The sequence below is a fragment of the Allobosea sp. GW823-FHT02B03 genome (genome assembly GCF_058797755.1).
The window spans coordinates 132,107-144,220 of record NZ_JBXAJY010000003.1; the positions used below are offsets into that span (position 1 = coordinate 132,107).

Annotated in this window: 8 protein-coding genes; 2 read left to right on the top strand and 6 right to left on the bottom strand. The window is 66.5% G+C overall.

All coding sequences use genetic code 11. The features are described from left to right. Nucleotides 1-2: 2 nt before the first annotated feature. From tssM to tssK, 3 genes are read right to left on the bottom strand one after another with little or no spacing between them, the layout of a single operon-like run. The gene (gene tssM / locus AC1REK_RS10275) at nt 3-3,650 is read right to left on the bottom strand and encodes a type VI secretion system membrane subunit TssM (protein WP_492268119.1); all 3,648 of its coding nucleotides are present in this window, start codon (nt 3,648-3,650) and stop codon (nt 3-5) included. Between the two features lie 46 nt (nt 3,651-3,696). Next, entirely contained in the window at nt 3,697-5,166 is a 1,470-nt protein-coding gene (tssL, locus tag AC1REK_RS10280) for a type VI secretion system protein TssL, long form (RefSeq protein WP_492268118.1), read from the bottom strand. Next, nucleotides 5,163-6,500: a type VI secretion system baseplate subunit TssK gene (gene tssK / locus AC1REK_RS10285; RefSeq protein ID WP_492268117.1), complete on the bottom strand. Its 1,338-nt coding sequence runs from the start codon at nt 6,498-6,500 to the stop codon at nt 5,163-5,165. The genes tssL and tssK overlap by 4 nt, the downstream gene beginning before the upstream one ends. A gap of 272 nt (nt 6,501-6,772) precedes the next feature. Between tssK and AC1REK_RS10290 the strand changes: the two genes are divergently transcribed. Beyond that, the gene (locus AC1REK_RS10290) at nt 6,773-7,546 is read left to right on the top strand and encodes a hypothetical protein (protein ID WP_492268116.1); all 774 of its coding nucleotides are present in this window, start codon (nt 6,773-6,775) and stop codon (nt 7,544-7,546) included. 12 nt (nt 7,547-7,558) lie between these two features. Here AC1REK_RS10290 and tagH read toward each other — a convergent pair whose 3' ends face one another. From tagH to AC1REK_RS10305, 3 genes are all read right to left on the bottom strand, one after another. Next, entirely contained in the window at nt 7,559-8,932 is a 1,374-nt protein-coding gene (gene tagH / locus AC1REK_RS10295) for a type VI secretion system-associated FHA domain protein TagH (protein WP_492268115.1), read from the bottom strand. A gap of 63 nt (nt 8,933-8,995) precedes the next feature. Further along, the gene (locus AC1REK_RS10300) at nt 8,996-9,553 is read right to left on the bottom strand and encodes a DUF6931 family protein (RefSeq protein ID WP_492268114.1); all 558 of its coding nucleotides are present in this window, start codon (nt 9,551-9,553) and stop codon (nt 8,996-8,998) included. A 22-nt stretch (nt 9,554-9,575) separates the two neighbouring features. Next, on the bottom strand, nt 9,576-11,474 hold the full coding sequence (locus AC1REK_RS10305) for a type VI secretion system Vgr family protein (protein WP_492273792.1): 1,899 nt from the start codon (nt 11,472-11,474) through the stop codon (nt 9,576-9,578). Nucleotides 11,475-11,619: 145 nt separating this feature from the next. On the opposite strand from AC1REK_RS10305, the gene AC1REK_RS10310 reads away from it, so the two are divergent. Further along, entirely contained in the window at nt 11,620-12,099 is a 480-nt protein-coding gene (locus AC1REK_RS10310; RefSeq protein ID WP_492268112.1) for an OmpA family protein, read from the top strand. Nucleotides 12,100-12,114: the final 15 nt, after the last annotated feature.

Sequence of the window (12,114 nt, forward strand, 5' to 3'; positions counted from 1 at the left end):
GTCTAAATCCCCGTCGGACAGCGGATTTCGCGCAGTGCCGGCAGCACCAGCGGGTTCTTCAGCGAGCCTACGCCGAACTGGTAGCCGACCTGGCGGCCGCCGGAGGCGAGCGTGAAGACGACATTGTCGCCCTGGCGCAGCACCGAGCCGGCATCGAGCAACCGGAAGAACGACCAGACGCCGTCGCGCTCGAACAGCTTGACCTCGCTCGGCGCGGCCGGCGTCGGGCTGTTCGAGAAGAAGCCGCCGCCGAAGATTCCGCCCGCATTGTTGCTGCCGGCGCTGCCGCCGAGCGTCAGGGTGATCGAGGTTCTCGCCAGCCCGGCGCCCGGCCACATCACCGGGGTCGGGGTGTTGACGCCCTGCTGGCTCGCCACCGTGAAGCCGTTGATCTCGAGCTTGGCGCCGGAGGCGTCGGAGGAAAGGGCGGTCGGCACCACCACCATCTGGAAGGAGGGCAGGTTGCCGCCGGTCGGAAAGAAGGCCTCGCGGATGTCGCTGGCGCGCTGGAACTCGCGTAATGTTGTCGGGGAGAGCGAGCGGGCGACGCGGCTGTCGGCGCGCCAGGTCCATTGCGCGCCGGACTTGTCGATATAGGGATCGAGCCGCTCCTTCAGGAATTTGTCCATGGCGCCAGTGCCGGGGGCGAAAAGCTGCGCAAAGTCGGAGAGGGCGATGTCCCGGGTGCTGCCCTTGGTGAAGGGGTAGCGGTTGGCCAGGAGATTGGTACAGGTGCGGCTGACCTCGTCGCCCAGCGCCTGGCGCAGCAGCGAGATGGTGGCACTGGTGGCGTCCCCCTCGAAATCGTTGACCGCCGAGACGATCATCGCATCGAACGGGGCAGGATAGCGCGAGGAATTACCGCGCAGCGAGGCGATCAGCGGAACCATTGCCGCGTTTGCCGCCGCCGACTGGGCCGGCGTGGTCGCCGCCGTCGCGAGGTTCTGGTTGATCTCGGCGAAGATCTGCAGCGCCTGATCGACCGGGCGGCGTCCGAGATCGCCATCGACCAGGACATGGTACGGCTTGAAGCCGGCCTCGATATTGGCGCCGAGCGCTTCGCTGCCGCCCGAGAGCACGCGGTCGACGCCCGGCGCGCTCAGCGGCAGGGAGGTGCCGAGCCGGCCGAGCGCCGCATTGGCGCGCTCCTCCAGCGTCTTGGCCGCAGCCTCCTTGCCGGCTTGCGCCGCCGCCTGCGCGGCGGAAGGTCGCCGCGCGGCGCGCTCCTTGGTCAGCTGCGTCTCGTCGCGGACCGATTCCAGCAATTGCTTGAAGGGCGAGGTCGGCGCGGCGATCGCCGAAAGCGCCACGTATTTGGGCTTGTCGGCATTGAGCGGGCGCAGCTTCAGCCGGCGCAGGGCGCGCTGCCAGGACGCTGTGAAGTCGCGTGAGTAAAGCTTCAGAAGATCTTGAAAAAGACTGGCATATTGCGATGTGATGGCAGCCTGGTCGACATTCTCGCCGAGAACCCAGCGCTCCTTCTCGATGCGCTCGCCGATATCGCCGAGGCGGTCGACGAAGGCGTTCTGGAAGCCGTCATAGGTGTAGAAATAGGGTACGCGGATCGAGTCGAGGTCCTCGCCCGAGACGCCCTCGAACACCAGCCGAACATCGGAGCCGCCGCGCTGCGCTACGACCCAGTCGCGGTTGGCGTTGCGCCCCTGCGTGCGCAGCAGCTCATAGGCGCGCTCGGCGATGCTCATCCGCCGCAGGGTCTGCTGGCTGGTCTCGATCAGGGTCTGGTTGAGCTTGACCAGCGGCTCGTCGCCCTCGTCGAGATCGAGCAAAGCGGTCAGGTGTTCTTCCAGCGCCTCGCGGCCCTTGGCGTTGGCGGAGCCCGGGAAGAGATTCTCGGCCCAGTCGAGCCTCATCCAGGCGAGAACGAGATCGCGGTCCAGCTTCGCCCGGCCGCCGATCATCAGATAGACCTTGAGCGCCTCGTAGATGAAGCCGGGATTGTTGGCGTTGGCTTCGAGCTGCTCTTCGAGGCGGAAGATGATGCGCGAGCGCAGCATCCGCTCCAGCGCCTCCTGATAGCTGATCTGCGTCGCCGATTGCAGGCGCTCGCGCTGGCTCAGGCCGAAGGTCGCGGCGACGGGCGTCGGCTCGTCCTTGCTGGCATAGCCGGCCGGCATGTGCCGCAGCTTGTGCAGCAGCGGCAGGACGCGGCTGAAATTACGCTCCGAGATCGTCGTCTCCTGCAGCACCGGGGCGGCGCTCGAACGGTAGTCGGCGAGGGCGTAATTGGTCTGGTTGATCAGGTCGCTATTGCGCGAATAGCTCGTCCACCACAGGCCGGCGAGCGTCGCCGCGACCAGCGCGACAGCGGTGAAACCGGCGGCACGCAGCAGCGCCGAGCGCCGCGTGGCGCGCAGATCGGTCGAGACCCAGCCGGACTCGCCGATGATCACCTTCTGGATCAGGTCGGTCAGGAAGTAGCTCTTGCCGCGGCCGGAGAAGCTGCCGGCGCCGGCATGCTCGCTGCCGAAATTGCGCGAGAGCGCTCCGATCAGCTGGTCGATCGGCGTGCCTTCCTGGGTGCCGGAGGTGAAGTAGAAGCCGCGCAGCGTCGCGCTCTGCTGGTAGCGCGTCGGCTCGAAGACCCGGCCGAGGAAGTCGACGACGATCGGCTTCAGCGCCGCCATCTGGCTCGGCAGGCCGAAGAGCTGGGCGCGCGCGGTCGGGTTGGGCTCGTCCTGCAGGCGGTCGGAGAGGCGCTCGTTCAGGCGCTCGATCAGCGCGTCGAACTCCGGCGGTACATCGCCGATCATGTTGCGGGTCTTGTCGAGGGTCTGAAAGGTGTGGCCCCAGACCATGCGCCGCTGCGGCTCGGAGAGCCCGCCGAAGAACTCGTTGAAGCCGGCGATCAGGTCGGCCTTGGTGAAGACGGCATAGACCGGGAAGTCGATCTTCAGGCGCTCGTTCAGCTCGAGCAGACGGGCGCGGATCGCCTCGGCATGGGCGGCGATCTGTTCCGGCGTCGAGGTCAGCAGATCCTCGACGCTGATCGCGACCATGACGCCGTTGATCGGCTGGCGCGGGCGGTTGTGCTTCAAGAGATCGAGGAAGGCGAGCCAGCTCGCGCGCTCGGCCTTGGTGTCTGTGTCCTGGGTGGTGTAGCGGCCGGCGGTGTCGATCAGCACCGCCTCCTCGGCGAACCACCAGTCGCAATAGCGGGTACCGCCATTGCCGGCGACCGCGGCCGGGGCCTGGCCGCCGCGCGCCAGCGGGAACTTCAGGCCGGAATTGACCAGCGCCGTCGTCTTGCCGGCGCCGGGCGGGCCGATCATCACATACCAGGGCAGGTCGTAGAGATAGTCGCCGCCATCCTTGCCGCGGGTCCGCTTCAGCGTTGCGAGCGCATCGCGCATCGCCGAGCTCAGCGCCGCGCTATCGCTAGTCGCGCTTTCCTCCTTGGACAGTGCCTCGCTCAACGCCGCCACGGCCTTGCGCCTGCGGATGATGGTGAGGGCGATCCAGGCGGCCGCCCCGAGCACGAGGAGCAGGACGAGCGGCAGTCGCACGAAGAGCGGTTCGAACGGGCGCACGTCGCCGATCGCGACGAAGGGGCCACCGAACCAGACCAGCAGGGCCAGGGCCAGCGTGCCGACAGCGATTGCGACGATCCTGAGCCAGATCGCGACGTTCATTTCGTGTCGACCTCCCTCATGGCTTCTCTCGCTGCTCGTTCTGGACCTAGCTTTCGCGCTGGATCAGGATCTCGACCCGGCGGTTCTTGGCGCGTCCCTCGGGTGTGGTGTTGCTGGCGATCGGTGCGTCGGGGCCCTTGCCCTCGACGCTGATCCGATCCTTCTGGTTCAGCTTGGTCTTGAGCAGTTCGCCCACCGCCTTGGCGCGCTCCAGCGACAATTGCTGGTTGGAGGGGAAGCGCGCGGTACGGATCGGCTGGCTGTCGGTGTGGCCGACGACCTTGATCGCTCCCCCTTCCTCGTTCAGCACCGCGGCGATCCGCTCGATCAGCGGGCGGAACTCGTCGCGCACCACCGCCTGGCCGGGCTCGAACAGGGTGATGTCGACGAGCCGGACGATGATCAGGTTAGGCGTGACCTGGCAGGTGATCGGCGGGCGCACCGCGGCGCAGACCTTCGGCTGCTGCGCCGGTGGCGGTAGCGGTGGCGGCGGCTTGGCGAAGACTTTCCGGACGATCGAGAGCTCGCCCTTGGGATGGACTGCGAGCAAGGCGGAGGCCGAGGCCTCGGCATTGCCGCCGAGCAGCGCGCGGAAGATAAAATAGAGGCCGAGCACCGCGACGGCGGCGACGGCCGCGACCGACCAGACCGGGATCCTGAAGCCGGCGATGCGCGAGCCCAGGGCCTGACCCTGCCAGCGCGGCGACAGTTCCGGATCGGGCTGCTTCACCCGCCGCAGCGTCTCGAACAGACTGCGCTGGATCATCTGCAGATTGGCGGCGCCGCCGGCCGAGGTGCGGTGGATGCCCTCGAAGCCGAGTGCCAGACAGGCATGCATCAGTTCGAGCAGGTCGTAGTTGACGGCCGGGTCGCGCTTGGCACGGTCCAGTTCCTCGAAGAAGCGCACGCCGCCGGTGCGCTCGCCGAAGAAGCGCGAGAGCATGCTGTACTGCGTCCAGACATGGCGATCCTCGCCGGGGATGTTCTGGACGATGTCGTCGGCGAAGGCGCAGAGGATGTATTTCGCGGTGCGCGTCTGCTCGGGCGAGGCCCCGGCCGCCCGGACCTCCTGCTCGAAGGCCTCGATCGTTTCGCCGACCTGGCCGATCATCTGAGTTGCCGGCGCGCTGCTCAGCGAGGCGCGCATACGCCCGAGCAGCAAGAGCAGGGGGCCGGCCGCCTTGAGCATTGGATTGGCGTTCGGCGTGAGCATCTGCTCGCGCTTCGGCAGGGTTTGCGGGCCCGGTGGAGGCGGGGCGCTCGGCCGCGGCGGTGGGGTCGAGAGCCACTCCTCGCCGCCGGGAACGCCGGGTGAGGGCGGCGCGGCATGCGGGTACTGGGGCGCCGTCGACGGGTTGTAGCCATAGGGCGAGGCCGGCTGCGGCGGGTAGCCCGGCGTGGCGGCCTGGGGATCGGGGCCTGACGGTGAGGGCGCTCGCCTTCCGGCGGGGTTCGGCTTGATGATCGTTCGGTCCGAGCGGCCGAACGGATCGTACGGCGAGCCCTTGTCGCTCATCTCCTGCCCTCGAGCACGGCCCAGAGCTCCATTTCGAGGTCGGGCCAGTCACCGGAGAAGTGCATGCCGATCGAACTCGCCGTGCTGAATTCCGGCCAGAGCGGCGAGGTGCGGTCGAGATAGAAATAGACGTGGTCGGTCAGCGCCCGGATCTGCGGCGGCGGCGTCGGCAGATGGACGAGGTTGATGCCCGGCAGGTGGGCATGGACGATCTCGTTCATCTTGGTATTGGGCCCGACCTTGAAGAGATGCGGGAACTGCGCCTGGATCTCGGTCAGCGGCCGGCGCGCCGCGACCTCGAGGATCAGCGTCGCATTGCGCACCAGGGCCCGGTCGCGGATCGTCGACATGAAGGCGTTCGGCGCACGCTCGACGATTTCGAGGCGGATAGCGCGGCGGCCTAGCTGTGCCGAGAGAAAATCCTGGATGTCGCGAACGACCGGCGTGAAGCAGCCCTCGAGGTCGTCATGATCATAGGTCGGGTAATCGCGGGCGCGGCGCTCGGCGGTGGTGAAGGTGGCGAGCTCTCCGGCGATGGCAAGCAAGCTCACGAACAGGCGCTCGGGGTGCACGAAGCGCGAGCCGCGCATATGCTTCAGCACCGGGATGTGCCGGTTGAGCATCTGCAGGATGAAATAGTCGGCGCTCTGCAGGCCGCCGCCCGCCGTCGGGTCCGCAGCATAGCGGGCAAGCTCTTCCAGCTTGTTGTCGATCCAGCCGATGACGCGGTCCATCCAGCCGTCGACGACCGGATGGGCCGAGCAGACCAGGATCGGCGGGGCGAACTTCTCGTCGAACAGGACGGCGCGATCGCGCACTTCCAGGATGCGGCCGAGGGCGAGGCCGACAAAGCCGGGCTTGGCTGTCTTGCGCAGCTCCAGCGCCATGCGCGGATGGGCGATGTCGATTTCCTCTTCGATCCGCAGCGAGGCGGTGGAATCGATCAGCATCTCCGTCGACGGGAAGAAGCGGCTGGCGCTGCCGTTCAGGCTGTCCTCGACCTCGCGGGTATTGGCCGAGGCGAGCGGCAGCGAGAGCCAGGCGACCTGCCCGGCCGCATTGTCCGGCACTTCGATCGCCGGCGGCAGCGGCGAGTTGTCGGGCATGGCGAAGGGGGTGCCGTCCGGCATCACGCCGACGGCGCGGCGCAGGCCGATGCGGCTTTGCTGGGCGAGGTCGCGGTCGATCTCCAGCACCGAAAACCCCCACGGGTAGGGCGTGGTGTGCCGGACGCGGTTTTCCAGCAGGTTCTCGAGGTAGCGGTCGTTCTGCTGCAGATGGTGCGGTCGCAGGAACAGGCCTTCAGACCAGACAACCTTGCTGTACCACGACATCCGGTTCTCGCTATCTCTAGGCTAGGGCAGAAGCATATACAGCTCGTCAACCAGCGTCACCCTGCAACGTGACGTATTCGCAGGGTGCCACTTCAGCAGTCGGAAGCGCTTTCGCTGCGGCAGGGCTGCGAAACCGTCGCAAGCCGGGGCAGATGGCTGTAGGTTGACGGCTGCACGCAGCCTTGTGTGGTGGAGCAGGAGCATGACGCAGGTCTCACAAGCGCTGGATTGTGATCGCGGCGGCCGCTTTCAGGTCTTCCACGGCGTCTGAGATGGGCAAGCGCAGCTCTCCCGATCCGATCGTCGAGCAAGCCGAGTTCTTTCGGCTGGTGGAAGTCGAGCGTTTCCAGAGCGATCCGGACCTTGCGATCTGGCACGGACGCTCGCGCAATGCCCGGGTCGCGAAGGTGCTCGCCTTTATGGTCCTGATCCGGGCCCCCGGACGGCCCGGCAGGCCGCTGTCCGCGGCGCCGATGGTGGTCTGCAAAGGGGCCAGCCAGCAGTTCTTCAGCGCTACCGGCGACGATCAGGCCGCGCATCTGCTGCCGGGGCAGCTCTTGATCGACAATGCCGAGCCGTGGCTCTACCTGCAAGGCGAACCGGCCAGGCTGCTCCAGAACGAGTTCGCCTATGTCGAGCCCATCCACGCCAACTTCAACCGTGCGGACTGGTGGGCCGAGCGGAGCGGCATGGTCGAGGCCTTCGCCGATGCCTGCCGTGCTGTGCTGACGGGAACCGGCGCGCCCGAGCGCGATGTCGCCGACGCCTATGCCCGGATCTGGACGCCAGGAGCGCTGGCTGGGATCGCCGCCGGCGAGGCCGCGCTACGCGTCAAGCCGCAGGTGCCAGAGCTCGTCTTCGAAGAGCCCGACGGCACCAACCACAACATGATCGCGAACCTCGAGGAGAGAGGCGCGGCGATGAACGAGAAGGGCCTGCGGAACCGCTTCGAGCAGTTGAGCATGCTCGATTACTACCGGGCGAGCTTCGACGAGACGCCGCGCGAGCTTGAGCCGCAGGCGATCCGCATGCTGCTCGGACTGTGAGCGCGGTCAGGCTCAGCGACCGCCCCGGTCGTAGCACTCGGCGAAATAGAGCATGAACGCGTCGACCAGTCCGTCCTCATAGGGGGCGGTCTTGGCCTCCCACCGCGCGACATAGGCGTCCCAGAGCTTGCTCTTGCGCGAGGAGAGCAGGCCTTCGAGGCCACGCTCGGTACTGACGCTTTCCGAGACGGCCTGGGGATCGAGATCCTCGACCAGCATGCGCAGCGCGTGCTGCATGGCCGAGTAGGTCTTGATCTGGTGGATTTTCAGATCCTTGAAGCTCTCCTCGAACGCCCTCTGGGCGTTGAGATAGCCACTGGTCGGCCGCCCGAAGATCAGTTTCAGTGCATCGTCGATCGTCGGCGAAAACTTCAGCGGGTTGTTGTCCTGCGCCTGGATCATCGTCTGGTTGGCGCTGCGGGCAACCCGCTTGCTTTCGGCCCGCGCCGCCAGCAGTTGCTTCAGCTCGACCGCGATCAGCCGCATCAGCATACCGGTCTGCTCAGCGAAGGCGCCGGGGTCCTGCCATGCAAATTCTTCAGCCGGCAGGCCGGCGCCTCGCGCGAAGCGGGCGATGAACTCGGCCGGCGAGATCGCAGGCACGCCTGCGGGAACAGGCTGAGGAGGCTGCGAGGGCGTCGGTGGCGGTTGATGGGGCGGCGCCCCGAAGCCGGATGGCTGCGGGGCGGCGGTCGTCGGCTCGCCCCAGGGATCGCCCGCCGGCGGCTGGCTTAGCGGCCTGCGTGGTGTCGGGATCGGGGCGATCGGTTCGGGTTCCGGCGCCGCTGGGGGGCGATAGGGGGCCCAGGCGAGATCGTCCTGCCGGGGCGGCGCGGGGGTAGGCGGCGGAGCAGAGGGGGTGAAGGACGGCGGGGCCGTGTCGGCGGGGTTGGGGATGTCGGCCGCCCAGTCGATGAAGCCGGCATGGACCGGCTTGTATTTGTGCGGCGGCATCAGGTCCCGGCGCGCGATCGGCGGAGCCTCGTCGCCATTCCCGTCCCAGACGGATTGTCCGGGCGGTGGCGGGGTGGGCGGGCGCTCGGCCATCGCGGCGGCCTGGCGGTCCGCCTCGTCGATGGTCACCGCGATGATGTAGTGGCCGATCTCGAGCCGGTCGCCATGCTGCAGCCGATAGGGCGATTGCACCCTGTGGGCTGCGCCGTTGACGAAGGTGCCGTTGGTCGAGATGTCGCGCAGCCAATAGGCGTTGTCGCGATAGCGGATTTCGCAATGCCGGCCGGAAATGGCGCGCGTCGGGTCGGGCAGCGCCCAGTCGAGATGCTGGTCGCGGCCGATGTCGAGGCCGCGGCCGCCGCCTAGGGTCACGCTGAGCGGGCCGCCATCGGGCAGCGAGGTCTCGTTCTCGATCGTCAGCGTCAGCGCCATCTGGAAATGCCCGTATCGCTGTCACAAGGCTTCCGCCGCTCCGGCGGCATGACCACGCCAGCTCTACGTCCGCGTTCCGCCGCCTTCGTCATCGACCAAACGAAAGCATGCTTCGACGCAATTCCGCAATGCGGCATCACGCTCGCGCGCCGGAACACGGCCGAGCGCGGTTAACACCGCGATACGCGCCGTCTTGGCCGTGAGGTCGGGCGGGCAGGGGACCGGATGGCTCGCGAGCATGCTGCCGCCGGAATAGCCGGCCGCCCAGGCGACCCAGGTACCGGGCTCGGCGCTGTCGCCGGCTTCGGCAGCATCGAGAGCGGCACGGCGCAGGGCATCGCCGGGATCGCGAACCCAGGCCTCGGCGGCCTGCAGGCCGGGATCGGCCGATGCTCCGGATGCCCGCATGCGCTGGACGCTCTGCAGGGCCCACCAGACGGCTTCGCGCCGCGGCAGCAGGAAGGCGCAGAAGCCAATGGCCTGCTGGGGCTCCGTCCCTGCTGCGAGGCGGGTGAGGAAGGTCAGAGGCGGCTCGGTGGTGGGCGGAGTGCCTACGAGCTGGCGCAGCGCCGGGAAGCTCTCGAAGACCTCGCGGGCCGAACTGAAGCGGAGGCGGGACATTTCTTGCTCGGTTGCACCTTGCTCAGTTGATCTTGACGATGCCGCCCGTGACGATCGTGGTCGCGTCGGCGTGGACCTCGGTCTTGATGGTACTGGTCACCTTGATTGTCGGCGACGAGATCGTGATGTCGGTCGGCGTCATGGTGATGGTGCTCTGGCCGCAGACCAGCTTGATCTCCAGGGCGGCCTCGACATAGCGCTTGCCGTCCTTGACGTGCAGCTTGTCGCTGCCGCCCATGATCTGGGTAGTGCGGGCGAAATCGGTCGCTCCGCCTTCGAATTTCTCTCCGACATCGCGGGTCTCGCTGTTGAAGACCACAGTCTTGTGGTCCTTCTCAGCCTGCATGCTGAAGACCTCCTTGCCGGCGAGGTCCTCGAACTTGATCTCGTTGAACTTGCCCCGCTTACCGCCGCCGTCGGTCGATTCCGATTTGAGGCCGGACTGGGTCTTGCTGCCCGGCAGATCGTAGGGCGGCATGTGCAGGTCGTTGACGACCGTGCCTGTGACGAGCGGGCGGTCGGGATCGCCCTCGATGAACTCGACGATGACCTCCTGTCCGATACGCGGGATGATCTGACCGCCCCAGTTCCTGCCGGACCAGGACTGGCCGACGCGGACGCGGCAGGAAGTCGAATCCTTCTCCCGATCCCAGTGAAAGCGCAGCCAGACCCGGCCGAACTTGTCGACGTCAATATCGCCTTCCTCGCCCTTGTTTTTCTCCCCGACGACCTTCGCGGTGTCGGGTCCGACGATCGTTGGCCAAGGCGTGAGGAGGGGCGCGCGAAAGCGCTTGTCGGCCTTCTGGAACTCGTAGGATCCCTGATAGATGGCATCGTCGGCGCGCTTCGAGGAGCGGTAGCTCTGGACCCCGAAGCTGTGTGTGGCGCGGACCACGAGATATTCGGCGTTCTCGGAGCCGACCGGGTGCACGCCGAGTTTCATCAGTGAGCCCGGATGCAGGCTCGGCGCCTCGCCCATGGCCTGACGGCGGTCGTCCTGTGCCTGCTCGGCCTGGGCCAGCACCTTGGCGAAGCGCTCACCCTTGCCCCGGTCGAGATAGGCGCCGGGATAGTCGTAGCTCTCATAGGCCTTGCTGCGCGCGAAACCTTCCTCGGCCTTGGCAGTCAGGTCGGCGGCCGACTTCTCGAAATCGTAGTCCTTGAGCTCGATCTTGCCCGTGCGCAGGCGCCGAAGCGTCGACCATTGGGTGATGTGCTCGATCTGGCGGCGCTGTCGCCCATCCTTCGGCATGAAGGGGTAGTCTGTGCCGGCCCCGGCGAAGGTCGGCTCGGCGGCGGCCGTAACGGGATCATGCGAGGAGCGGGCGTCGGACAGGACGAGCTGGTGATCGTTGTCCGTGTGCTTGAAATAGTAATAGATCCCGTACTTCTCGAGCAGTCTGAGCACGAAGTCGAGATCGGTCTCGCGATACTGGACACAGTATTCGATCGCGGTCGGCTTGTCGCTGACGCGGTCGTCGAAGCTCGCCTTGGCTTCCTTGCCGAAGATCGTTTTGATGATGTCGATCGGCGTCTTGTCCTTGAAGATGCGGCAATCCGAGCGTTGTGAGAGCAGCCAGAGCCAGGGCCGCAGGATGAAACGGTAGCTGTCGATGTCGTTCTCGCGGCCGAGCCATTGTGCATCGACCAGCACGCCGTTGAAGATACGGTCCTGCCCGTTCTTTAAAGTCATCTTGACGGCGCATTTCTCGCCGATGATGCTTTGCAGATCGGCATTGGCAGTCGTGCTCGTCGCCTCGACCTGATAGACGAACAATTCGCTAAGAGCCTCGCGGGCCTCGAACTTGATAAGTGAAAAGAAGTCTTGCCCCAGAGGAGTCGTAAATGAGGCGAGTCTTTTTGACTGACGAAGTTCGGCGGGCATCAACGAAACCTCGTGGCTTGTGCTTGGAGACGACATTGACGCAGCGGAGGCTGCGAGTCATAGTCCACGCCGTAAGTCTTCAACCGCCAGCGTGAAATTAAACGGGAGGAAGACGGTGCGCAAGCAGGCCATTGTGTGTGTCGGCGCCGTTTTCGCTGCGGGAGGCTGGGCGTTTTCATCCTTGCCGGCACTGTCGCAGAGCTACAAGGCGGACGACATCATCAAGCATTTCGGAGGTGGAAAGCCCAGTCTCGGCGTTTCGCGCGGGCTCTGCATCGGCACGGAGGCTGAATGCAACAAGGCCGGCCATGCCGTGAAGCCGCCGGCAGCCTTCGATCTCGTCGTCAAGTTCAAGTATGATTCCGATGCGCTCGAGCCCGAGGCCAAGAACAATCTCGACGAATTCGCCAAGGCGTTGAAGGATCCGCAACTGGCGACGAACAACTTCCTGGTCGAAGGGCATACCGATGCCCGAGGCTCGGCCGACTATAACCTGAACTTGTCCGAGCGGCGCGCCAAGGCCGTGGTCAACTATCTCAGCTTGCGTGGCGTCGACGCCGCCAAGCTGGTGCCGCGCGGCTACGGCCAGAGCAAGCCGATCGCCGCAGATCCGTTCTCGGGGGACAATCGCCGCGTCGAGACCCGGATTCAGGCCGATTGACGAGTGCTCGTGCCG

Coding starts and splice junctions, on each gene's coding strand:
- tagH (WP_492268115.1), bottom strand. CDS start 8,932: ATGGCGCTGACGCTGACGATCGAGAACGAGACCTCGCTGCCCGATGGC.
- AC1REK_RS10305 (WP_492273792.1), bottom strand. CDS start 11,474: ATGTCGTCTCCAAGCACAAGCCACGAGGTTTCGTTGATGCCCGCCGAA.
- tssM (WP_492268119.1), bottom strand. CDS start 3,650: ATGAACGTCGCGATCTGGCTCAGGATCGTCGCAATCGCTGTCGGCACG.
- AC1REK_RS10300 (WP_492268114.1), bottom strand. CDS start 9,553: ATGTCCCGCCTCCGCTTCAGTTCGGCCCGCGAGGTCTTCGAGAGCTTC.
- AC1REK_RS10290 (WP_492268116.1), top strand. CDS start 6,773: ATGGGCAAGCGCAGCTCTCCCGATCCGATCGTCGAGCAAGCCGAGTTC.
- tssK (WP_492268117.1), bottom strand. CDS start 6,500: ATGTCGTGGTACAGCAAGGTTGTCTGGTCTGAAGGCCTGTTCCTGCGA.
- tssL (WP_492268118.1), bottom strand. CDS start 5,166: ATGAGCGACAAGGGCTCGCCGTACGATCCGTTCGGCCGCTCGGACCGA.